The organism is Salipiger mucosus DSM 16094 (assembly GCF_000442255.1).
In the GTDB taxonomy this organism is placed as follows: Bacteria; Pseudomonadota; Alphaproteobacteria; order Rhodobacterales; family Rhodobacteraceae; genus Salipiger; species Salipiger mucosus.
The window spans coordinates 41,269-63,311 of record NZ_KE557289.1 but is presented as its reverse complement, the minus strand read 5'-3'; the positions used below and the strand labels follow the sequence as shown (position 1 = coordinate 63,311).

19 protein-coding genes are annotated in these 22,043 nt (G+C 65.6%); 8 read left to right on the top strand and 11 right to left on the bottom strand.

What is annotated here, in order from left to right; genetic code table 11:
• Positions 1-609 precede the first annotated feature (609 nt).
• The 10 genes from SALMUC_RS26480 to SALMUC_RS26440 form a co-directional block, all read right to left on the bottom strand.
• On the bottom strand, positions 610-1,719 hold the full coding sequence (locus tag SALMUC_RS26480; protein WP_021121047.1) for a substrate-binding domain-containing protein: 1,110 nt from the start codon (positions 1,717-1,719) through the stop codon (positions 610-612).
• A 104-nt stretch (positions 1,720-1,823) separates the two neighbouring features.
• Positions 1,824-2,762 carry an ABC transporter permease gene (locus tag SALMUC_RS26475; RefSeq protein ID WP_020041692.1) on the bottom strand — a complete coding sequence of 313 codons (939 nt, stop codon included), beginning with the start codon at positions 2,760-2,762 and terminating at the stop codon, positions 1,824-1,826.
• Position 2,763: 1 nt separating this feature from the next.
• On the bottom strand, positions 2,764-3,765 hold the full coding sequence (locus tag SALMUC_RS26470; protein WP_020041691.1) for an ABC transporter permease: 1,002 nt from the start codon (positions 3,763-3,765) through the stop codon (positions 2,764-2,766).
• Positions 3,762-4,070 carry a sugar ABC transporter ATP-binding protein gene (locus SALMUC_RS31400; RefSeq protein ID WP_021121046.1) on the bottom strand — a complete coding sequence of 103 codons (309 nt, stop codon included), beginning with the start codon at positions 4,068-4,070 and terminating at the stop codon, positions 3,762-3,764. The genes SALMUC_RS26470 and SALMUC_RS31400 overlap by 4 nt, the downstream gene beginning before the upstream one ends.
• The gene (locus SALMUC_RS26465; protein WP_021121045.1) at positions 4,028-5,335 is read right to left on the bottom strand and encodes a sugar ABC transporter ATP-binding protein; all 1,308 of its coding nucleotides are present in this window, start codon (positions 5,333-5,335) and stop codon (positions 4,028-4,030) included. The genes SALMUC_RS31400 and SALMUC_RS26465 overlap by 43 nt, the downstream gene beginning before the upstream one ends.
• Before the next feature lie 78 nt (positions 5,336-5,413).
• Positions 5,414-6,580: a glycerol dehydrogenase gene (locus SALMUC_RS26460; RefSeq protein WP_020041689.1), complete on the bottom strand. Its 1,167-nt coding sequence runs from the start codon at positions 6,578-6,580 to the stop codon at positions 5,414-5,416.
• 12 nt (positions 6,581-6,592) lie between these two features.
• On the bottom strand, positions 6,593-7,384 hold the full coding sequence (locus SALMUC_RS26455) for an SDR family NAD(P)-dependent oxidoreductase (protein ID WP_020041688.1): 792 nt from the start codon (positions 7,382-7,384) through the stop codon (positions 6,593-6,595).
• Between the two features lie 27 nt (positions 7,385-7,411).
• Positions 7,412-8,950: a GMC family oxidoreductase gene (locus SALMUC_RS26450; protein ID WP_020041687.1), complete on the bottom strand. Its 1,539-nt coding sequence runs from the start codon at positions 8,948-8,950 to the stop codon at positions 7,412-7,414.
• Positions 8,951-9,002: 52 nt separating this feature from the next.
• Positions 9,003-10,535, bottom strand: a complete 1,533-nt coding sequence (locus SALMUC_RS26445) for a UxaA family hydrolase (RefSeq protein WP_020041686.1) — start codon at positions 10,533-10,535, stop codon at positions 9,003-9,005.
• Positions 10,532-11,218 carry a GntR family transcriptional regulator gene (locus SALMUC_RS26440; protein ID WP_020041685.1) on the bottom strand — a complete coding sequence of 229 codons (687 nt, stop codon included), beginning with the start codon at positions 11,216-11,218 and terminating at the stop codon, positions 10,532-10,534. Before SALMUC_RS26440 ends, SALMUC_RS26445 begins: the two co-directional genes overlap by 4 nt.
• A 179-nt stretch (positions 11,219-11,397) precedes the next feature.
• Between SALMUC_RS26440 and SALMUC_RS26435 the strand changes: the two genes are divergently transcribed.
• The 8 genes from SALMUC_RS26435 to SALMUC_RS26400 all read left to right on the top strand — a co-directional run bounded on the left by SALMUC_RS26435 (position 11,398) and on the right by SALMUC_RS26400 (position 19,604).
• Complete coding sequence (locus SALMUC_RS26435) at positions 11,398-12,552, top strand: iron-containing alcohol dehydrogenase (RefSeq protein WP_020041684.1); 1,155 nt, start codon at positions 11,398-11,400, stop codon at positions 12,550-12,552.
• Between the two features lie 147 nt (positions 12,553-12,699).
• Positions 12,700-13,695: a sugar ABC transporter substrate-binding protein gene (locus tag SALMUC_RS26430; protein WP_021121044.1), complete on the top strand. Its 996-nt coding sequence runs from the start codon at positions 12,700-12,702 to the stop codon at positions 13,693-13,695.
• Between the two features lie 98 nt (positions 13,696-13,793).
• Complete coding sequence (locus SALMUC_RS26425; protein ID WP_020041682.1) at positions 13,794-15,305, top strand: sugar ABC transporter ATP-binding protein; 1,512 nt, start codon at positions 13,794-13,796, stop codon at positions 15,303-15,305.
• Positions 15,305-16,279, top strand: coding sequence for an ABC transporter permease (locus SALMUC_RS26420; protein ID WP_020041681.1), 975 nt, complete (start codon positions 15,305-15,307; stop codon positions 16,277-16,279). Before SALMUC_RS26425 ends, SALMUC_RS26420 begins: the two co-directional genes overlap by 1 nt.
• The gene (locus SALMUC_RS26415) at positions 16,276-17,298 is read left to right on the top strand and encodes an ABC transporter permease (protein ID WP_020041680.1); all 1,023 of its coding nucleotides are present in this window, start codon (positions 16,276-16,278) and stop codon (positions 17,296-17,298) included. The genes SALMUC_RS26420 and SALMUC_RS26415 overlap by 4 nt, the downstream gene beginning before the upstream one ends.
• Before the next feature lie 11 nt (positions 17,299-17,309).
• Positions 17,310-18,347 (top strand): aldo/keto reductase, encoded by a 1,038-nt coding sequence (locus tag SALMUC_RS26410; RefSeq protein ID WP_020041679.1) that lies wholly within the window; start codon positions 17,310-17,312, stop codon positions 18,345-18,347.
• A 7-nt stretch (positions 18,348-18,354) separates the two neighbouring features.
• On the top strand, positions 18,355-18,777 hold the full coding sequence (locus SALMUC_RS26405) for an RbsD/FucU family protein (RefSeq protein WP_020041678.1): 423 nt from the start codon (positions 18,355-18,357) through the stop codon (positions 18,775-18,777).
• Positions 18,774-19,604 carry an amidohydrolase family protein gene (locus tag SALMUC_RS26400; protein WP_020041677.1) on the top strand — a complete coding sequence of 277 codons (831 nt, stop codon included), beginning with the start codon at positions 18,774-18,776 and terminating at the stop codon, positions 19,602-19,604. The genes SALMUC_RS26405 and SALMUC_RS26400 overlap by 4 nt, the downstream gene beginning before the upstream one ends.
• 78 nt (positions 19,605-19,682) lie before the next feature.
• On the opposite strand, the gene SALMUC_RS26395 is transcribed toward SALMUC_RS26400, so the two are convergent.
• On the bottom strand, positions 19,683-21,956 hold the full coding sequence (locus SALMUC_RS26395; protein WP_245584753.1) for a multicopper oxidase family protein: 2,274 nt from the start codon (positions 21,954-21,956) through the stop codon (positions 19,683-19,685).
• Between the last annotated feature and the right edge of the window lie 87 nt (positions 21,957-22,043).

Here is a 22,043-nt window from a genome sequence, read left to right as displayed (position 1 = left end):
CCCGGCTACAACCAAGAATCGCGTAATCCGTCTTATGTATAAACTCTGCGCGCTGATGGAAAGTATACCTATCGAGGATACTCAAGAGTACCTTGTGCTGACGCTCTTAAGTCTAGCCGGGTTCTTCTGGCCCAGCACAACTTCTTTTCGCCGCAGACTGCCGCGCATAATCAGCGCGCCGGCCTTCACCTGCAGTTCGGCAATCTCGGGCTTCCAGGCTTGCGCCCGTTCAAGGCGCGGACCGACAAGAACACCGGTTCAAGGCACGCCCACTCGTCGTCCGGCATAATGTCTTGCGCCAAGTTAGTCTCCTTCGCAGATAGCAGCCTGAATAACGCCTGCCAGGCGCTGTGAATCCCTGACGTCAACACGAACGATGTCGCCGAACTGAAGATCGGGCCCGCCATGTCAAGTGCTTACACCGCACTCGTCATACCCGTCGCCGCCCCCAGCGAGTACGTCCGTCCGATGAAGGGAACACGCGCATTGAACGTCCTTTGCGCATCAAAGCCGTAGCATATCCAATGGCGACGCAGGCCGGGCGAAGACCCGGCCTGCCTGCACGCTTTTCGACTGAAACCAAAGACATCAGTCCAGGCGGTCACATGTTCAGAAGTCGAAATCATCCACGTTGTCTGCATTGAACACTGTCGGATCGCCAAGAAGCACCTCCGACCCGTTGATGATCTGCAGAGTGCCGAGCCGCCCCACGTCCACCGACGTGTCGCCCGGTTCAAGCCGGCCTTCTGCCGCTGCCTGAAGGACATGCATCGCGGCGTAGCCCATGTCGACCGGGCTCCAAAGCACGGCACCCTCCATGCAGCCTGACTTGATGTAAGGACGGATCGCGTTGGGCGTCGCGAGTCCCATCACCGTCATTTCACCGCAAAGCCCGGCCTGAGTAGTCGCCTCGGCTGCCGCCGGAGTTGCGACGGAGGTCATGCCGACGATGCCATCCATGTCCTCGCCGTACTTGTTGATCAGCGTCGTGGCCTGTTTGAAGGAGAGAATGTTGTCCTCCTGCGCCTCTACGGTCTCCAGCCACTCCATCTCGGGGTAGCACTTGGCTTGATAGGCCTCCATTTCCGCGATCCAGCGCGCCTGGTTCGGCGTGGTGAATGTGGACGTGACGATGGCAAAGGCCCCCGCTTCGCCGATCTGCTGAGCAAGTTCATCAATCAGCGTCTTCGCGACTCCGTTGAATTGGGCGGGATTGACGAACCATTGGCGGGCGTCCGGTTCAGCGTCGCTATCGTACCCCACAACGTGAATGCCAGCATCCAGCGCCTTGCGCAGCACCGGCGCGATGGCGACGGGGTCGTTCGAGGCATAGAGAATGCCGTTAACGCCTGAGGTGATGTAGTTATCGATCAACGTGATCTGGTCGTCGATGTTCGCCTGCGCAGGGCCGTCGGTGGTCGCGCTGACGCCTTCGATTTCACCGGCCGCTTCAGCCACTCCGGAGGAGGTCGCGTTGAAATAGCCGATGCCCACCAGCTTGGGCACGTCCACGACACGCAACTCGCCTTCGGGGGCCTTGGGGTCCTTCGGCGCACCGCCGTTGTAGGCGACGCTTTCAGTCTCCAGGGGCGTTCCGTCGCAGGAAAGGGGATTTGTCGGCAGATCGTCGCCGCCGGTCCATTCTGCAAAGGCCGGAGTGGCAAGGCTTCCGGCGGCCAGCGCGGCGCTGGCCAAGAGACCAGTAATGGTTTTGGACATGGTTGTTCCTCCTCGGTTGGTCCGCGATATGCGGCGGGGCACCTTGACGGCCCCTGTTACGTCACGGACCTCCTCGCCCGTGATCGTATGGATCGCGCGGCCCGTCAGGCCCGCGCGCGATTTTCGGTGAATGCGCTGACGAGAAGCGTGCCGATCAGGACCATGCCAATCAGGACGATGGTACCGTCCCCCTTCACGCCGGCCAGCAATAGGCCGTTCTCGAGCACCTGGACGAGGATTAGACCCAGCGCTGTTCCCACGATCGTGCCTTTGCCGCCGAAAATGCTGGTGCCGCCCAGTACGACGGCGGTGATTACGTCCAGTTCCAGCCCGGTTCCCATGTCGGATCGGGTGGTCGACACGCGCGCGACGAAGATCATGCCAGCGAGGGACGAGGCGAGGCCCGAAACTGCATAGATCGTCATTTTTGTTCGGCCGACCGACAGCCCAGCGAAGCGCGCTGCGGTTTCGCTTGCGCCGATGGCGTATACGGTTCGACCCCAGCGGGTGTAGCCGAGGATCGCCCCGGAGATCAGCAGCGCCGCTAGCAAGATCCAGACCTGCACCGGCAGTCCGGCCCAGGCGCCCTGCCCCAGTTGTTGAAACCACTCCGGCCAGCCGCGCACCGACCGGGCCTGGCTGATGCCCTCGGCCAGCCCGCGGTAGAGCGCCAGCGTGCCCAGTGTTGCGATCAGCGGCGGCATGCCGAAGCGCACAATAATGAAACCGTTGAACAGGCCGCAGAGCGTGCCGACCCCCAGCGTCAGCACCATCGCCAGCGGCAGAGGGATGCCCATCTTTTGCCAAAAGGTGCCCAGCAGGATCGCCGAAAGCCCCATGATCGAGCCGACGGAAAGATCGATCCCTCCACTCGCGATGACGAACGTCATGACGAGGGCGACCAACGCGACTTCGGTCATCAGACGCCCTTGGTTGAGCAGGTTGGCCAATGTCAGGAACTGCTCGGATTGCAGGGACAAGACCACGATGGCCAAGGCCGTCAGACCTGCCAGCACCACTTCGTGTGAATGACGTTTGAGCATTTCAGGCTCCCTTCGCGACTTCGCGGTGGCGCCGTATGACATCGGCCAGCACGGTTAGAAGGATCAGCACACCGATGAAGGCTCGCAGCCAGTAGGCTGAGACGTTGACGAATATCAGCGCCGAGCCAATGGCGGCGAAGAGGACCGCGGCCAAGCTTGACCCTATCACCGTCCCGGTCCCACCCAGGATCGACACGCCCCCGATTACCGACGCGGTGATGATCAGGAGCTCGAGATTGGGCGGTGTAGTTGACTGGATCACCTGCAGTTGCGTTGCAAACAGCAGCGTCGCGAGGCCCGCGAAGGCGCCGTGGATCATGAAGACCTGCACGATCCGCCTGCGCACGGGAATACCCACTGCGCGTGCAGCCTCTGCGTTACCACCGACGAGGTAGAGCGACCGCCCGAATGGCGCCAGCTTCATCCATGCGGCTGCCGCAATGGTCAGCACGAGCGCCCAGACCAGTGGCATGGGGAAACCCAGAACCGTCATCTTGGCCAGCAGGAACTCGGGCGGCAAATCGGAAATCCACGCACCTCCGGTAACTGATATCAGCCCACCCTGGAGGATCGCCATCATCCCGAGACTGACCACGATTGAGGGAATGCCGGCATAGGCCACCAGAACGCCCGTCACCGCGTTGATCAGCGCCCCGCAAACAACCGGAGCCGCCCAGGCTACCCAGATTGGCGCCCCGCTGACCGCGATGGTGCCCGAGATCGTGGCGAGAACACCGATCAGCGCGCCCACTGACAGGTCGATTTGTCGGGTCACGATCACCATGGTCATCCCGATCGCCGCCACCGCGATATAAGCGTTGCCTGAGAAAACCGAGGTCATGTTGCGGGCACTGACGAAGCGTGGATTGATCGCCCCAACCACCAGCAGAAGCACGAGTATGGCCAGCGCCACCAGCAGTTCGTGTCCGTAGTCACGCAGAATTCGGCGCAGCCTGTTCGTGCGCGGCGCCTCCTGCGGAAAATCGTAGGAGATCTCGGTCATGCCAATGCCCTTTCCGATTGCGAGGCCGTGTTGCGCCGTGTCATCGCCATGCCGACCCGTTCCGGCGTGGCTTCTTCGCGGGAAAGTTCCGCAGCGATGCGACCTTCAGCCACCACGAGCACGCGATCGGACATGGCGAGCACCTCGGGGAGCTCGGAAGAGATCATCAGGATCGCCAGACCCTGCTGCGCCATTTCGCCCATTAGCCGGTGGATCTCGGATTTCGCGCCCACGTCGATGCCCCGGGTGGGTTCATCAAGGATTAGAAGCTTGGGGTTTGTCTCCAGCCACTTGGCGATGACCACTTTCTGCTGGTTGCCTCCCGAGAGCTGTCCCACCACTTGCTCGATACCCGACGGCGCGCACACCAAGACGGGCAAAACCGTACGCGGGCGATGCGAACCTCGCTGCCGGATTTCAGGAAACCGCCCGGCGAGAGCCGGTCCAGCACCGCCATCGAGATATTCTCGCGGATTGTCATCGGCTTCACGAGGCCCTGATGCCCGCGATCCTCGGGGACATAGGCGACACCCGCATCGCGCGCTGCGCGCGGCGAGTTGATCTTCACTTCCTTCCCGTCGATGCGGATGCGTCCCGACGTGGCCGGCGTGATCCCGAAAATCGTCAGGGCGAGTTCCGTGCGTCCCGACCCCACCAGCCCGGCAAGGCCCACGATCTCTCCCGCGCGAACGGTCAGCGAAGCCCCCTGAACCAGGGGCCCGGAACTTATGCCTTCCGCCTCAAGCACCGGAGCACCGATCGTCGCCTCGACTTTGGGGAAGACCTGCTCGATGCTCCGCCCCACCATTAGCGAGACAAGTTCCGCCTCATCGGTCCGGGCGGACTCGACCGTGTCTACGTACTCCCCGTCGCGCAGAACCGTCATCTCGTCCGAGACGCGGAAGATCTCGTTCATGCGGTGGCTGACATACAGAATCGCGACGCCCCGTCCCCGCAGGCGCAGGATGACTTCCAGGAGCCGGTCTGCATCGCTTTCGGCCAGGGCCGCCGTGGGTTCATCAAGGATCAGGACCTTTGCGTTCTGGTTCAACGCTCGTGCGATCTCCACCCGCTGCCGCAGCGCGACCGACAGGCTGGAAACCTTCCGCTCCACATCGATGTCGTGGCAGTCGAGTTCCGCCAAGAGCGCCCGCGCGCGGGTCCGCATCGCGGCCCAGTTGACGGTCCCGATCCGGGTTCGGATATAATGGCCGGAGAAGATGTTCTCGGCGACCGTCAGGTCTCCGAAGAGCAGAAGCTCCTGGTGGACAACGGCTACGCCCGCGGCGGTCGCGTCACGCGGAGAGTCGAAACGGACTTCCTTCCCGCCAGCAAGGATCTGTCCCGACGTCGGTAGGTGCATCCCGGCCAACACCTTGACCAGCGTGGATTTCCCCGCCCCGTTTTCGCCCATTAGGGCGTGGACGCGGCCCGGCCTCAGGTCAAGCCGCACCTCCCGCAAAGCCTGAACCGGGCCAAAGGATTTCGAAATGCCGCGCACCGAAAGCGCTGTGCCGGAGGCGAGCGCCGATGTGCCCGCCGGCGGTACGCCGGATGGCTGAATCGTCATGTTGTTTCCTCCCTTATCCCCGCGTGTCCTCGCGGCCGGACGTGACGTCCCCGGCCGTTTCCGGCCGGAGACAGCGGCTCAGCGCCCGGTGATCCGCTTCGCGATCATGTCGGCCGCGCGTATCGCGTCGGCCACTTTTCGCGCCGTGAGTGGCACCGGCACCGAGTGGATGACCGATGCGGGGTCCATTGCGGCCTCCCCGACTTTCAGAAGGTCCGCGTCACTCACGGCGGACAGACCCAGGTCAGCAAGCGTTATGGGCAATCCGATGTCGTGGCAGAAGCGCACGGCCTCTTCGAGGTCCTCCGGCGGGCGGTTTTCCAGCACCAGCAGGCAGACGATGCCGAAAGCGACCTTCTCGCCGTGCATGAAGTCATGCGTGGGCTCGAGTACGGTCAGCGCGTCGTGCACGCCGTGCGCGGCCGAGACGCCGCAGTTCTCGAAGCCCAGGCCGGACAGCAGGGTATTGGCTTCGATGATGTTCTCGACCGCCTGCGTCAGACACCCGGCCCGGGCCGCGTCGTAGGCCGCGAGCCCGTCACGCATCAGCGTCTCGTGGCAGGCCCGCGCGATCTGGGCGCCCGCGACGGATGGCGCATAGCCGCCCGCCACGTAGTTCTTCGACTGGCTGTCGAAATTCGAGCGCGCCTCGTACCAGGTGGAGAGCGCGTCCCCCATGCCGGCGGCCAGAAAGCGGACCGGGGCCTTCAGGATGACCTCGCTGTCGACCAAAACGACGTCGGGGTTGCGCGGGCTCTGCTCGACGCGGACATATACGCCCTCCTCGGTGTAGATCACGCCGATGGCGCTGGTCGGGCTGTCTGTCGAAGCGATGGTCGGCACCGTCATGATCCGTGCGCCGGCGTTGCGCGCGGTCAGCTTGCCGGTGTCCAGCGTCTTGCCGCCACCGACCCCTATCACCAGGCCGGCACCGGCGGCGCGGGCCGCTTCGGTGCAGCGGTCGACTTCGGCGTCGGTGGACTCGCCGCCGAAGCGCAGCGCGGTGACCGATACGCCCGCCGTCTCGAGCGCCCCGGTGATCCGCTCGCCGTAGGTATCCTCCACGAAGCCGTCCATCAGGACGAGCGCTGTAGTGGACAGGTCGGCGGCGTAACTCCCGATGTCGTCAAGCACGCAGGGGCCCTGGATGTAGCGGAGCGGACCGCCGTAGCCGCGCGTAAGCCCGTGGCGCTTGTCAGGTACCTCGGCAGTGGCCGCGATCTCGTTGCTCATGTCGTTTGCCATGGTTCTCCTCCCTCAGCGCAGCGTCAGGCCGCCGTCGACCGTGATGATTTCCCCGGTCGTGAAGCTCGAACTGCCGGCCGCGAGGTAGACGCAGGCCGAGACCAGCTCGCGCGTCTCGCCGATGCGGTTCTGCACCGCTCCCTTGGCCCAGTGGTCGCGCACCACGTCCGGGTGCTCCTTGAGCACCTCGTCGGTCAGCTCGGTGCGGATGTAGCCGGGCGCGATGGCATTGACCCGGATGCCGTGTTCCGCCCACTCGGTCGCGAGCGCCTTGGTCAGCATGTGCACCCCGGCCTTTGAAACGTTGTAGGCGGCATGCCGGAAGGGCCAGTTCACGATCCTCCCCGACATTGAGCCCACCGAAATGATCGAACCGCCACCTGCGGCGATCATGTGCCGCCCGCAGGCCTGGCTGACAAGGAAGACACCGTCGAGGTTGACCTCCATGGTGCGCCGCCAGTCAGCGAAGTCCTGGTCCTCGGCATTGCTGGGCAGGACGATGCCGGCGTTGTTCACCAGGATGTCGACGCGCCCCAGTTGTTCGACCGCCTCGGCAACCAGCCGCGCCGCGTCATCTTCTTTTGAAACATCCGCCTTGATGGCCACCGCGCGGCGCCCCAGCGCCTCGATCTCGGCCACGACGGCCTGCGCGCGATCGGCGGCGGAGGCGTAGTTCACCACCACGTCCGCCCCCTGCCCCGCAAGGCCGAGTGCCAGTTCGCGGCCGATACCGCGCGATGCCCCGGTGACGAGCGCCACCTGTCCGGTCAGGTCGAACAGACCCCCGGTTGTCACATTGTTCATGAAATCCTCCCTGTGGTCGTGTTCGGCTCAGGCCACCTTCTCGGCCCGGAGCACGTTTGCCGCGATGTGTTCGGCCGTTCGGATTGCTTGCGCGACGATGGTCAGCGACGGGTTGAACCCGGTGGAGCTTGGCAGGAAGGACGCGTCGACCACGTAGAGGTTGTCGAGGTCCCAAGCCTTGCAGTTCGTATCCAGCACCGAGGTCGCAGGGTCGTCGCCGAACCGGGCCGTGCCGCACTGGTGCATAGAGACGGTGATATCCATCTTCTGCGTGAGCACGATCGGGTAGCCCAGCGAACGCATGACGCGCGACCAGTGCTTGACCAGTTCGCGGTGCGCCTTGAGGTTGTTGGCCGTGTAGTTCACCCGGATCGTGCCGTCGCTGTCCAGCGTGATGCGGTTTTCCGGATCGGGCAGATCCTCGGACATCAGCCACCAGTCGACGGAGCGCTCGGCGAAGCGGTCCATCAGCCACTCGGGGATGAAGGGCACGCTGGCCGTCAGCATGCCGCCCTGCAATTTGCCAAGTCCCTGTACGTTGCCCAACGGATAGGGCTTCACGTCGTTGGCGAAGTAGAAGTCATTGATCGCTAGGGATTTCTGGAAGGTCACCCCGTTCTTGCGGAACGGGTTCACCGCCATCATCGCGGTGTTGTTGTGCGCCATATAGTTGCGCCCGAGCTGGTCCGAGCTGTTGTTGCCCAGCCCGTTGGGGTGCGCGTCATTGGCCGAGCGCAGCAGCAGCGCTGCCGAGTTGATCGCACCGGCGGCGGAAATGAACAGGTCGCCGTTGATCGTTCGGCGGTGTCCGTCCTGCTCGACCTCGATGCCGGTCACCTTGCGGCCGGTGGTGTCGGTCAGGAACCGCAGCGCCTTGGTCTCGAGCACGAGGTCCACAAGCCCGGTCTTCAGGGCGGGGCCCACGAGCCGCACCTCGGCGTCGTTCTTGGCGCCGAGCTTGCAGGCGAAGCCGTCGCAAGTGGCACAGCGGATGCAGGCACCGCCCTCGTGCCGGTCGATGGCGATCGGCAGCGAGAAGGGGCGCAGGCCTTTGACGCGCAGCTTGTCGGCGATGGCCTGGATTTCCGGTTCGTGCCCGATAGCGGGATGCGGAAAGGGGCCCGAGCGCGGCGGCTCGATGGGGTCCTCGCCGGCGGTGCCGTGGGTGCCCATCAGGCGCTCGGCCTCGTCGTAGTAGGGCGCGAACTCGTCGTAGCTCACGGGCCAAGCCGGGGCCACGCCGTCCTCGTGCTCGAGATCCTCGAAATCCTCCTTGCGGAAACGTACTGTAGCAGCGCCGAAGAACTTCGAATTTCCGCCCACGTAGTAGAAGGTCGAGGGGTTGAATGCCTTGCCCGTGCGGTCGCGCCAGGTTTCGGCGGTGGTGTACTTCTTGTCGTGAAAGACTGCCTTCACCGACCAGTTGTCGGCCTCGCGCGGCAGATAGGTGCCGCGTTCGATCACCAGCACGCGCGCGCCGGTGGCCGCCAGCCGGTTGGCCATGGCGCCGCCTCCGACCCCGGCACCGACGATCACCACGTCGTAGAATTTATCTGTCATGTCCATTCCGGAGCCTCCTCCTGCTTCGGTCCGCCGGCCCCCGCCGGCGGCGGGTAAGTTACATGATCGCGCCGACCTGCCAGGGGACGAACTCATTGTCGCCGTAGCCGAGCGCCTCGCTGACCGTCTCCTCCCCCGAGGCCGTCTCGAGCATCGTGCGAAAGATCCGTTCGCCCAACTCCTCGATGCTTTCTTCGCCCGAGACCACGGTGCCGCAGTCGAGGTCCATGTCCTCGCTCATGTGACGATACATCTCGGAATTGGTGGCCAGTTTGAGAGAGGGCGCCGGCTTGAACCCCGAGACAGAGCCCCGCCCGGTCGTGAAGGCGATGATATTCGCCCCTCCGGCCACCTGGCCCGTGACGGCCACGGGGTCGTATCCGGGGGTATCCATGAAGACGAGGCCCCGGGCGGTCACCTTCTCGGCGTATTCGTAGACCGCCTCGAGCGTACCCGAGCCACCCTTGGCCACGGCACCCAGCGATTTCTCGAGAATGGTGGTCAGCCCACCCTGCTTGTTGCCGTGGCTGGGGTTGTTGTCCATCTCGGCGCGGTTGCGGGCGGTATAGTCGCGCCACCACTCGATGCGTTCGAGCAGCTTCTCGGCCACCTCGGGCCGCGCGGCGCGGCGGGTCAGCAGGTGTTCTGCGCCGTAGATCTCCGGCGTCTCGGCAAGGATCACCGTGCCGCCGTGGCGGATCAACAGGTCCGCCGCGTGGCCAAGGCCCGGATTCGCCGAGATGCCCGAGTACCCGTCCGAGCCGCCGCACTCCAGCGCGAGGGTCAGCCCCGAGGCCGGAACCGGCTCGCGCCGCGCCGCGCCGACACCGGGCATCATCTCCTCGACCGCGCGGATGCCGGCCTCGAGCGTACGGCGCGTGCCGCCCACGGCCTGGATCGTCATCGTGCGCAGACGGTCGCCCTCGGCCAGGCCTTCGCGCTCGAGCAGGGCGGGGATCTGGTTGGTCTCGCAGCCCAGGCCGATCATCAGCACGCCGCCGACGTTTGGATGCGTGGCGTAACCCGCGATGGTGCGTGTCAGGTAGTCGTAGCCTTCGGTCTGCGTGTTGAAGGCGCAGCCGCCGCCGTGGGTCAGTCCGATGACCCCGTCCACGCCGGGATAGCGCTGCATCACCTCGGGCGTGAAATGCGCCGCGACGGCGCGCGACACGGTGGCCGAGCAGTTCACAGAGGACAGCACGACGATGTAGTTTCGCGTGCCGACCCGCCCGTCCGCACGGCGATAGCCCATGAACTGCGCCTGTTGCTCGATCGGGGGTAGTGCTCGTGCGTCGGTGCAGAAGGCATGGTCGCGCATGAACTCGCCGATGCCCATGTTCTGCAGGTGCACGTGCTCTCCGGCCGCGATGCCCTGCGTCGCGAATCCTATGACCTGCCCGTATTTCACCACGGCTTCGCCCTCGGAGATGGCGCGCAGGGCCATCTTGTGGCCGCGCGGGATCGGCGCCAGCGGGGCGATGCCGTCGACCTCGCCGAACTCCTGCGGGTCGATGCGCGCACGGGCGACGGCCACATTGTCATCCGCATTCAGCCGGATCAGCGGCGACACGTAGTTGTCCCTTGCGCTCATCGGTCGGTCTCCTCAACAAATATTCCCCTCGCGCCGCGGATCAGGCTCGACATGACCTCGAAGGAGGAATCCAGGTGAATTCGCATGGCCAGTTCCGCCTGGTCGGGGCTGCCGCGCCGGATCGCCTCGACGATCTGGATGTGCTGTTCGGTCACCCGCTCGAGATGCCCCGGCACCGGTGCCGACAGCTGGCGCATCCGGTCCAGGTCGACCTTGGCCATCGAGATGAACTTCCACAGTCGGGTCATGCCGCTCATCTTTGCGACGGTGCTGTGCAGCGCGTCGTCGGCGTCGATGTATGTGTCGTGCTGCCCCTGCTCGAGGATCCGGGTCATGTTCACGGTGATGTCGTCGAGGTTCTTGAGCGCCTCCGCCTCGCTCGTGGCGCGGCTCGCGGCCCGGCGGACGCCCTCGACCTCGAGTGACCGACGAATCACGAAACCCTCCTCGGCACCGGCAAAGGAGATCTGGCTGACGTAGGTGCCGGAATGCGGAATCACGTTCACCAGCCCTTCCTCAGCCAGCTTCTGGACCGCTTCGCGCACCGGCGTCCGGGACACGTTGTAGACCGAGCAGATCTCTTTTTCGGCGACTGGGGAGCCGGGCTTCATCTCCAGCATCACGATCGCGCGGCGCAGCATCTCATATATCTGATCGGCTTTCTGGGGCTGCCTGTTCGCCATGTGCCATCCTCCATTCTTCGATTATCATCCTTATAATAATGTAAAAAGTAAATACCAAACTTCTGAGGTTGACAGACTCATATATTGGTTGCAGGGTAACTAGTATATCGGATGGCCGGTCGAGACTAGGCATCCCCGGCTGGATCACTCGGCTGGAAAAAGCGAAACGGGAGGACAAGATGAACATTCGCAGCACCCCCGCAACTGAGGGGCGCGGCCGCGTGTCGGGCGCCATTTCCTACCTGACGCGGATCGAGTTCGGAGAGGGCCGGGTCGCCGATCTGCCCGACCTGCTCGCGCAGATCGGGGTGTCGCGGCCGCTCATCGCCACCGACAAGGGGCTCGTCGCAACCGGCCTGGTCGACAAGGCGACTGCAGGATTGCCGCAATTCGCGATCTTCGACGGCACACCCGCCAACCCCACCGAGGACGCTGTCCTCGAGGCCTGGGAGGTCTACAAGGCTGAGGGTTGCGACGGGATCGTGGGCATCGGCGGCGGCTCGTCGCTGGATCTCGCCAAGGCCGTCCGCATCCTGACCGGGCATCCGCCCCCGCTGGACCAGTACGCGGCCGTCAACGGCGGTGTCGCGCGCATCCACGGCGACATCTGCCCGATGATCGCGGTGCCGACCACGTCGGGCACCGGCTCGGAGGTCGGTCGCGCCTCGGTCATCATCACCGCAGAAGGGCGCAAGCTGGGCATCCTGTCGCCGCACAACCTTCCCACAGTGGCCCTCTGCGATCCGGAGCTGACCTACGGCCTGCCGCCGATGCTAACGGCGGCGACCGGGATGGACGCGATCTCGCACTGCCTCGAGACCTACATGGCACCGGCCTTCAATCCGCCGGCCGAGGCGATCGCCCTGCATGGCCTCGACTGCGGACTGCGCGCCATCGAGGCGGCCACGACCGACGGACAGGACGTCGCCGCGCGTTGCGACATGATGATCTGCGCGCTGGAAGGCGCCATGGCCTTCCAGAAGGGCCTGGGCGCGGTGCACGCGCTGACCCACCCGCTGGGCGCAATCCGCGAGCTGAACCTGCACCACGGCACATTGAACGCGGTCCTGATGCCGGCAGTGCTGCGCTTCAACCGCGAGGCCATCGGCGCCAAGTGGGACGTGCTGACCGACCGCTTCGGCGGCGATCCGGCCGAGCGTTGCGCGGCGCTGAACGCGCGGCTCGGCATGCCATCGGGCCTGGCCGAGATGGGCGTGACCGAAACGATGATGGAGGAGGTCTCGCAGGCGGCGCTCAAGGACCACTGCCACGCGACCAACCCGCGCGTCGCCACGCAGCAGGAATATCTCGACATTCTGAGGGAGTCGGCCTGACGCCACCCCTGAACCCGGGCGCCCACGAGGAGGGGCGCCCGCTCAACGGCCCCGAACGGGGCAACAACGGGCCCCTGCGCCCGAAGGGAGGATCTATCATGGACAACGAACACAAGACCCCCGAGCTGGTTTTCGCAACACGGCGGCGTGCAGCTGACCCGCCGCGGCCTGCTCAGCGCCGGCGCCGCCGCGACCGTTGCCGCCACGATGCTGCGGCCCGATTACGCCTGGGCGCAGAACTCGGACATGAAGTTTGCAGCCTCTCTGGGCTGGACGGTTTGGGAATCTGGCCGCCACATCGTGAACGGTTACAAGGACGCGGTTGAGAAGCTGGGCGGCGAGTTGACCATCGCCGACGCCAACTACGACATCAAGAAGCAGGCCGACCAGATCCTCGCCTTCGTTGAATCGAAGCCTACGGCGATCTTCATCACCCCCGCCGACGCGGCGGCGATCTCTCCGGCGGTGCAAGAAGCGGTGGCCTCGGGCATTCCGATCTTCATCGGCGACAGCTACGTTCCGAACACCACGGTGACCTCGACCGCGATGTCCAACAACTTCGGCCTCGGCGCCTACCCGGCCGAGTTCATCGTCGAGAAGCTGGGCGGCAAGGGCAAAGTCGCGCTCGTCTCGCTGCCCTCGAACGAAAGCTGGGACCAGCGGACGCTCGGCGCGAAATCGGTATTCACTCGGCACCCCGACATCGAGATCGTCTCGGAAATCGCCTTCGCGCTCGGCGGCTCGACGACCCCGCGCCAGGTGGTCGACCAGATCCTGACCGCCAACCCCGAGCTCGACGCGATCTGGTGCGCCTGGGACGGCGCCGCGTCGGAAGGCACACTCGCGATCCGCGCGGCGGGCCGCGACGTGATGATCACCGGCATCGACGGCGGACAGCAGAGCTTCGAGTACATCGCCGCCGGCTCGCCGTTCAAGATCACCATGGCGCAGAGCTTCTACGAGATGGCCTACATGAACGCCTTCTACGCGGTCGAGGTCGCCCAGGGCCGCCAGGCGCCGCGGTTCGTCATCACGCCGGCGTATGCGGTGACGCAGGATAGCCTCGAGGGCATGGACCAGATGCCCGACACCTACGACCAGCCGGGCGAGGCCGCCAAGCTTGGCTGGAACCGGGTGCTCTGAGCGCCACGGCATGACGACCCAGCCGGGGCGGCGGCAGAGGAGCCGCCGTCCCGGAACGGGGCCGGGCGACCGGCACGACAACACGGAGGGAGGAGACGATGGGCGCCGAGAGCTTTCTCGCCATGCGCGGTATCGACAAGCGGTTCGGGGATGTACGCGCCCTGAACGACGTTGATTTCGAACTCGAAGCCGGAGAGATCCATGCGCTTCTGGGGGTGAACGGGGCCGGGAAATCCACCCTGATCAAGATCCTCTCGGGGGTCTATTCCAAGGACGCCGGCAGCATCCGCATCGACGGCGAGGAGTTTGCTCTCGGCTCGCCGCGCGCGGCGATCGAGGCGGGCATCGCCGTGGTACAGCAGCACCCCGAACTGGTGGGCGATCTGACTGGCGCCGAGAACATCTTTCTCGGGCAGGAACACAGGCGCAGCGGGCTGTTCTCGCCCGTGAACGGGCAGGACATCCGGCGCCGCGCCGCAGCCCTGCTCGAGCGGTTCCCAATCGACGTCGATCTCGACCGAGCCGTCGACGACATGCCCGCGGTGGACCGCGAGATCGTCGCCATCCTGCACGCGCTGCGGCTCGAGAATGCGCGTATCCTCATCCTCGACGAACCCACCTCGACCCTGACGGAGCGCGAGAAGGAGTCTCTCTTCGAGATGATGCAGACGCTGAAGGCCCAGGGTCTCGCAATCATCTACATCACCCACCACCTCGACGAGGTGTTCGAGATCGCCGACCGGTTCACCGTCTTCCGGGGCGGCCGGCGCGTGGCCACGCACGGCGTCGCCGAGGCGCAGCGCGAGGGCATCTCGATTCCGAACCTGATGCTCGACAGCGTCGCCGGGGACATCTTTCCGCCGCGCTCGGACCGCGTCGACGGCGAGGTGGTCTTCGAGGCGCGCGACCTCTCCCGTCAGGGTGAATTCGAGGACGTGAGCTTCTCCGCTCGCAAGGGAGAAATCCTGGGCATCTTCGGACTGGTGGGCTCGGGGGTCGACGAGCTGTCCAAGGCGCTCTTCGGCGTCCTGCGCCCGGACTCCGGCGAGTTGCACCTGAACGGCCGCCGGGTGCGCTTCCGCTCACCCGCCCAGGCACTCAAGGCGGGCATCTTCCTCGTGCCGGGCGACCGCCGGACCGAGGGCCTTTCGATGGACGAGAACGTCATCTTCAACACCACCGTCGCCAACCTCGGCCGCGCATCCTTGGGCGGGTTCATGCGGTTCGGCCGCAACCGCCGCGACTCCGGCGCGCTGGCCGAGCGCGTCGACCTGCAACCGCGCAAGCTTGACCGGCCGCTGCGCGGCTACTCGGGGGGCAACCAGCAGAAGGTGGTCATCGCCAAGGGCCTATACCGCGAGGCCGATGTCTACATCTTCGTCGAGCCCACCGTCGGCGTGGACATCGGCGCGCGGGCCAAGATCTACACGCTGATGCGCGAGCTCTCCGACCGCGCCGCGGTGATCGTCATCTCGTCGGACTGTGACGAGGTCTTCGGCGTCGCGGACAGAACCGTCGCGCTCTACAAGGGCGCGCCCATCGGCGCCCCATCGCGCGAGATCACCCGGGACCACCTGCTGCATGCCGGCATCATGGGAGAGGCCGTCTGATGACCACGAATACGCTATTCATCCGCATCTTGGCCTTCGGGGCCATCGTCGCCATCATCGCGGGGTTGTTCTGGAGCCAGAACCCCGCGTTCCTGTCGACCGGCAACATCCGCGCCCTGATGCGCCACATGTCGGTGAACGGGGTCGCCGCGCTCGGGCTCACTTTCGTCATCGTCGTGCGCCATTTCGACCTGAGCTTTCCCGGCGTCGCCTCCTTTGGGGCGATGACCATGGGCTGGCTCATCGCCGGCGGCCAGCCGTTGTGGATGGCCATCAGCGGCGGCTTGGCCGTCGGGCTGTTGTTCGGAATCTTCAACGGGATCGCCGTGGCCCGTTTCAAGCTACCCGATATCGTGACAACCATCGCCACCGGCGGGCTCGCCATCGGGTTCAGCTACTTCTACTCGAACGGCACCTCGATCAGCCGCAACTTCTTCATGTCCGGGCTGCTGGACATCAACGACGGGCGATTCCTTGGGCTCGACCGACCCTTCGCCATTCTGCTGGGCGCGGCGTTGATCGGGATCCTGATCCTCAACGCCTCGCGCTTCGGTCGCGCCTTCTACGCCACCGGCGAGAACGAGACCGCGGCCTGGTATTCCGGCGTCCCCGTCAACGCCATGGTGGTCGCGGCCTTTGCACTCTGCGGACTCTGCGCCTGCCTGTCAGTGGTGCTGCTCGTGGCCTCCTCCGGCGCGGCCAACGTGTCGGCGGGAACGCAGCTCCTGATGCCGGCCTTCGCGGCGGTCTACCTCGGTGCGGCGCTCTTCGGGCGGCCGTCGGTCCTGGCGACGCTCGCCGGCACCATGCTGATGTCACTGATGCTCAACGGCTTCACACTGCTCGCCATCCCCTACTACTACTCCGATGCCATCGTCAGCACGGTCCTGATCCTCGCGATCACCTGCTTCGATCCGCGCATCTCCGGCGCGCTGCGCCGGCTCATCCCGGCCCGCAAGGAGAAACTGGCATGACCGACGTGACCCAGCAATCCGTCCCCACCGCAAGCGCCGCCCGTCGTGCGCCGGCACGCCAGGGGCTGCAGCCCGGCCAAGCACTCATGCGCTACGGCTTCTTCGGCCTCGTCATCGCGGTCTTCGTGGTCTTCGCGGTGCTGCGCCCCACCTTCATCGCCCCCGGCAACATCCACGGCATGCTGATGTCCGCGTCCATCGCCGCCCTGATGTTCCTCGGGCTGACCTGGATCGTCGCGGCGGGCGAGATCGACGTCTCGTTCATGTCGGTCGCCGCGCTGTCGAACATGACCGTCGCGGGCCTCGTCTCGGGCGGCGCAGACTGGCCACTGGCCACTCTGGGCGGACTCGGCATCGGCGTGCTCTTCGGGCTTCTGAACGCCACGCTCGTGGCCGGCCTGCGCCTGCCCGCGCTGGTCATTACCATCGCCTCGGGCGCGCTGGCCGCCTCGATCGCCGCGGCGATCGGCCTCGGCACCTCGATATCGCTGTCCACCACAGGCTATGTCGGCGCATTGCTCGATATGCGCGTCGGCGTCCTGCCCCTGCTGGCAGTCATCGTGGCGGCGATCTATGTCGTGGCCTGGTTCATGCAGGAAAAGCTGACCTTCGGTCGCTACGTCTACGCGTTGGAGCAGAACCGCGCCGCCGTCGAGGAAGCCGGCGTGCCCGTCAACCGACTGATGTTCATGCTCTACGTGCTGTCGGGTGTGGTCTCGGCCGTTGCGGGCATCCTGCTGGCGGCAAACCTGTCTTCGGGACAGCCCTACCTCGGCACCTCGTATTTCCTCGACGGGCTGACCGCGGTGCTGCTGGGCGGCATGGCCCTCAAGTTCGGCAAACCCAACGTGATCGGCACGCTGGCAGCGGTGATCTTTCTCACCGGCCTGCTGAACGGCGCCGCCCTGCTGGGCTGGACCGACAGCCAGCGCCAGATCGTGCGCGGGTCGCTGCTTCTCGTGGGCGTCGGGCTGGTCGTCTACGCTCGCACCCGCACCCACAAACGCAAAACGGCCTGAAGGACATCTCCATGACCATCACCGCCTCGACCCCTCGCCCGGTCTCGGACACCGGCCTCTCGCTCACCGCGCTCGGCGTCGGCACCGCCCCGCTGGGCGGGCTCTACGCCGACGTCCCGCGCGAGCAGGCGCTGGCCATGCTGGAACGGGCCTGGGACCTCGGCATCCGCTACTTCGACACGGCGCCGATGTACGGGCTCACCCGGTCGGAACACCTCCTGGGCCACGTCCTGCGGGAAAAGCACGAGCCCTACGCGCTTTCGACTAAGGTCGGTCGCCTGATGACCAACAGCCGCGCCGGACGTCAACTGCCGCCCGAACCGCCGAAGAATCCTCTGGACCCGGGCTTTCACAACGCCCTGCCCTTCCGCGAGGTCTTCGACTACTCCTACGACGCGATCATGCGCAGCTACGACGACAGCCAGCAACGGCTGGGCCTGCGCGACATCGACCTGCTCTACGTCCATGACATCGGTCCCGTCACCCACGGCGACGCCAACGCCCGCCACTGGGAGGCGCTGACCCGCGGCGGCGGCTTCCGCGCGCTGCAGGAACTGAAGGGCGCCGGGGACATCAAGGGCTTCGGCCTCGGCGTCAACGAGTGGGAAGTGATCCGCGACGCACTCGAGGAGACCGACCTCGACTGCTGCATGCTGGCCGGCCGCTACTCGCTGCTGGACCGCGATGCCGAGGAAACCTTTCTCCCGCTCGCGCAGAAACGGGGCGTCGCGCTGGCGCTCGGCGGCGTCTACAACTCCGGCATCCTCGCGGCGCCGAAGGGCGGACGGCGCAAGTTCAACTACGCCGATGCCCCGGCCGAAGTCGTGGCACGGGTCGAGGCGCTGCGCGGCGTCTGCGACGACCATAGGGTGCCGTTGGCCGCCGCCGCGATCCGTTTTCCGATCCGACACCCCGCCGTCACCAGCGTGGTGATCGGCGCCAAGACCGCCGAACAGCTGCAGCAGAATGTCGACTGGTTCGGCCAGAACCTGCCCGACAGCCTGTGGTCCGATCTCGACACCGCGCTTGCCAACGCCGAAGCCGCCTGAGGACATCATGCTCAAGACAATCGACCCGATCCTGACCGGAGACCTTCTCGCCATACTGCGCGACATGGGTCACGGCGACGAGATCGTTCTGACCGACGCCAACTTTCCCGCCGCCACGGTGGCACAGCGGCTGGTCCGCCTGCCCGGAATCGCGGCCGACCGCGCCGCCGAGGCGATCCTCTCGCTCCTGCCTCTCGACGATTTCGTCGACGCTCCGGCAGCCGCGATGGCCTCTCCCGACGGCCGCCCCGAGATTTACGACGATTTCGACCAGGTACTGGAAACAGCCGCCGGCGCGCCCGTGCAGGTCGAGGAGATCGACCGCTTCGCCTTCTACGACCGGGCCTGCCAGGCCTACGCCGTGGTCGCCACCGGTGAACGGCGGCTCTACGCCAACCTGATCCTCAAGAAGGGGGTGCTGCGCAAATGACGATCATCGACGCCCATCACCACTTCTGGGATGTGGAGCGCGGCGACTACGGCTGGATGACACCGGACCTGACGCCGCTGCTGCGCGACTTCGGCCCCGAGGACCTCGCCCCGCTGAACGCCGCGGCCGGGATCTCCCGCACGGTCGTGATCCAGGCGGCCGAGACCGAAGCCGAGACCGACTTCCTGCTCGACCTCGCCGCGCGGACCGACTTCGTCGCCGGCGTGATCGGTTGGCTGGACATGACCGCGCCCGATTTCGCTGCGCGGCTCGATCACTACACCACTCGGCCTGGATGGCTGGGCCTTCGGCCGATGCTGCAGGAACACGACCCGGCACTGATCGAAAGCCCCGCCTTCCTGGCCGCGCTGCAGGAGACCGCGCGGCGGGACATCCCGTTCGACATCCTGACCTTCCCCCGGCATCTGCCCGCAATGCTCGATTCGCTCGGCAGGGCACCGGACCTGCGCGGCATCGTCGATCACCTGTCGAAGCCCGACATGATGACGGACGAACTGGGCCAATGGGGTCAGGACATGGCCCGCCTTGCCGCGCACCCGCGGCTCATGTGCAAGATCTCCGGCATGGTCACCGAGGCCGGTACCGACTGGTCCGCCGACCGGATCCGCCCCTTCGTGCAGCACGCGGCGCGGCTCTTCGGCCCCGAGCGGCTGGTCTTCGGCACCGACTGGCCGGTCTGCACGCTCGCTGCCAGCCATGCAGAGGTCGTCGACCTCGCCCGAACCCTGCTGGGAGAGATCTACGGCCCGGAGGATCTCGAACGGATCTTCCACACCAACGCGGTGGCGTTCTACGGCCTGGGCTGACGTCGCGCGGCCGGCCCTGCGCGACGGCTTCCGAGAGAGACGCTGACACGAGACGGCGACCTTGTCCCGATGCCGGGCCTAGTCGCCGTCTTGCGCGATGTGTCGGGTCATCGAGCCGTCGAAGCCTCCCTTGCCGTCGGGCAGCGCGATGCGGATGTTCTGCATCATCCCCTGATCCTCGTGGTCGAGGATATGGCAGTGCATCACGAAGTCCCCGATGTAGCGCTCGTAGCGTGTGCGCATCTTCACCAGGTAGCCGGGCAGCACGAAGAGCGTGTCTTTCCAGGTATCCTTGAAGCCGGCGTATTGGGGCTCGATACTGTCGGGCACACTCACGTCGATGTAGGTCGAAGGGTCATTCGGATCGATGCTGCAGCCTTGCGCTCCCTCCGAGGGCGTTCCGCCGGTGCCGGAAGTGCATCCAGGGTCTGGCCGATACTTCAAGACCTCGACAATCTGGAACGGGTTCACATGGATATGGAACGGATGTCCGACGGCGATGCTTCCGAAGGATGACAGTGTCCACTCATCAACGCCCCGGAGGGGCAGGACCCGGTCGATCCTGCTAGCCTCGTACGCGGCCTCGTCGACAAGCGCGAAGGGCGCACCGTTGCTGACATGCGTTGGAACGAAGTTGCCGATCTCGAAGGCGACGCCGCCGGGTTTGAGGTTGAGCGCAAAGCCCACGGTCTGCCCTCCCGAAACCTCGCTGTCCGAAATGTCCCGGTGCTTCACGAAGGCGTCGAGGCGCCCCGCGGACAGATCGTCGAGAATGACATCCCGCGCCGCGCCGTCTTCGATCGTCGCTTCGATCGACTGCGCGAGGATCGCCAGGACGTGATCTGCGCCGCTCCCGCCCTCAAGCTGAACCTCGGCCGGCGCGACGTCAATGAAGCCCAGAATCGCGCTGTCGTTATCGTTGACGTTGATGTCGGCCTGCGCCGCGCTCTCCGCATCGACGATGCAATAGGTTCCCTCGGACGGGAAACTGACAAGAACGTCCTCGCGATAGGCAGGCTGAAGTATGACTTCGGACCCGGTGCGGATGTCCGGCCGCGTCAGACCGTCCGTCGCGACACGCACCAACTCGACGGGCGCGCCCGAGCAGAACTCCTCGACGGTCTCGTCGGCCCTGTCCCGGCCCTCGCTGCCTTCGGAAAGCCGGGTCCGCAGCGCATCCACGGGGCGGGTTTCCACCTTCCGGATCTGAACACCGATCGTTTCGCGGACGCCGCCATGAATGAGCCGCCAGCGCTCGACCCGCCCGGCGACTGCACCGGGCTGCTCCTGTTGGATGCCGCCGTTGATCGCGGTGTATCGGCCAGAGGCCGGCCAGGCGGTGGGCGTCAGCTGGTCGAAGGCATTCACCGGCCCGGGCTCGACCATTCCCACATCGCCCTCGTCACAGATCCACGCCCCCGTCTCGGTATCGGTCTTGATGGAGCCGACGACGGGGAGCTCATCCCGAGGTGTTCCGGACGCCTCCAGGGCAGCCACCTGGTCACGGGACCAGCGACAGGCATAGGCGATCTGCTGGAACAGCATCGTACGCTCCGGGAAGGTCAGGTCATGGCCTCCGACCTCCGGCCGCGGGAGAATCACGTCGAGATCGCCCGGCAGAGCCCAGCCGGCGGCGCCAAGCACGGGCTGGCGATTGCCGCGGATCAGCAGAATCCCGGCCATGCCGCTCGAAACCTGAGGGGCCGTCGATCCATGACGGTGGGCGTGGTACCAGAAGGTGCCTGCCGGATGATCGTTGGGGATGTTGTATTCATAGGTGAACCTGATCCCGGGGTTCACCGTCAAAAGGACATTGTCACTGTTCCCCAGCGGACTGACCCAAAGCCCGTGCGTGTGAATGTTGGTGAGATTGAAATTCGAGCAATGCGGTGCATTGTGATCGGCCGGCTCCCCGATGCAGCTCAGCGATCCGCCTCCGGGCGCCTCGCCGGGAAGAACCATGTCCCGTGGTCGCGGCAATTCGTTTTCGAATGTCAGGCGAAAGGTGTCGCCGGGCGCGATTTCCACGACCGGCGCGACGAATGGATTGTCCTGCGCGACCGGCGAACCCTGGTCATCCAGGACCAGCCCGCCATAGGCCCGCAGGCGGACGTCATCGAAGCCCCCCGGATCATCCGCCGGAAACGCGGGGTTGCGGAGTTGTCCGTCGACGTATCGAAGCGAGAGATCGTAGCAGACATCCGCGCCGAGACAGTCGTCCGTCTCGATCAGGGCCTCCGGCCGGGCATTCATGCCCCGGGGCGCCTCCGGTGCCGGAAACACCATCCGTTCGGGCATGCTAGTTCGTGCCAGCGCGGCAGCCCTCGGAGGAGAGGCGATGTCCTGAGCCATGGCTGCACTGCCAGACAGGTGGACGATACCGGCAGCGAGTCCGATCAGAAACCTCGGGGTCGTTCGACGACTGGGCGAAAACTGCAT

Bases quoted from the DNA above. Each gene is read 5' to 3' on its own strand.
- SALMUC_RS26400 (WP_020041677.1), top strand. From the start codon at position 18,774: ATGACGATCATCGACGCCCATCACCACTTCTGGGATGTGGAGCGCGGC.
- SALMUC_RS26460 (WP_020041689.1), bottom strand. From the start codon at position 6,580: ATGGCAAACGACATGAGCAACGAGATCGCGGCCACTGCCGAGGTACCT.
- SALMUC_RS26410 (WP_020041679.1), top strand. From the start codon at position 17,310: ATGACCATCACCGCCTCGACCCCTCGCCCGGTCTCGGACACCGGCCTC.
- SALMUC_RS26445 (WP_020041686.1), bottom strand. From the start codon at position 10,535: ATGAGCGCAAGGGACAACTACGTGTCGCCGCTGATCCGGCTGAATGCG.
- SALMUC_RS26450 (WP_020041687.1), bottom strand. From the start codon at position 8,950: ATGGACATGACAGATAAATTCTACGACGTGGTGATCGTCGGTGCCGGG.
- SALMUC_RS26465 (WP_021121045.1), bottom strand. From the start codon at position 5,335: ATGACGATTCAGCCATCCGGCGTACCGCCGGCGGGCACATCGGCGCTC.
- SALMUC_RS26405 (WP_020041678.1), top strand. From the start codon at position 18,355: ATGCTCAAGACAATCGACCCGATCCTGACCGGAGACCTTCTCGCCATA.
- SALMUC_RS26415 (WP_020041680.1), top strand. From the start codon at position 16,276: ATGACCGACGTGACCCAGCAATCCGTCCCCACCGCAAGCGCCGCCCGT.
- SALMUC_RS26470 (WP_020041691.1), bottom strand. From the start codon at position 3,765: ATGACCGAGATCTCCTACGATTTTCCGCAGGAGGCGCCGCGCACGAAC.
- SALMUC_RS26420 (WP_020041681.1), top strand. From the start codon at position 15,305: ATGACCACGAATACGCTATTCATCCGCATCTTGGCCTTCGGGGCCATC.
- SALMUC_RS26425 (WP_020041682.1), top strand. From the start codon at position 13,794: ATGGGCGCCGAGAGCTTTCTCGCCATGCGCGGTATCGACAAGCGGTTC.
- SALMUC_RS26480 (WP_021121047.1), bottom strand. From the start codon at position 1,719: ATGTCCAAAACCATTACTGGTCTCTTGGCCAGCGCCGCGCTGGCCGCC.
- SALMUC_RS26475 (WP_020041692.1), bottom strand. From the start codon at position 2,762: ATGCTCAAACGTCATTCACACGAAGTGGTGCTGGCAGGTCTGACGGCC.
- SALMUC_RS26440 (WP_020041685.1), bottom strand. From the start codon at position 11,218: ATGGCGAACAGGCAGCCCCAGAAAGCCGATCAGATATATGAGATGCTG.
- SALMUC_RS26395 (WP_245584753.1), bottom strand. From the start codon at position 21,956: ATGGCTCAGGACATCGCCTCTCCTCCGAGGGCTGCCGCGCTGGCACGA.
- SALMUC_RS26435 (WP_020041684.1), top strand. From the start codon at position 11,398: ATGAACATTCGCAGCACCCCCGCAACTGAGGGGCGCGGCCGCGTGTCG.
- SALMUC_RS26455 (WP_020041688.1), bottom strand. From the start codon at position 7,384: ATGAACAATGTGACAACCGGGGGTCTGTTCGACCTGACCGGACAGGTG.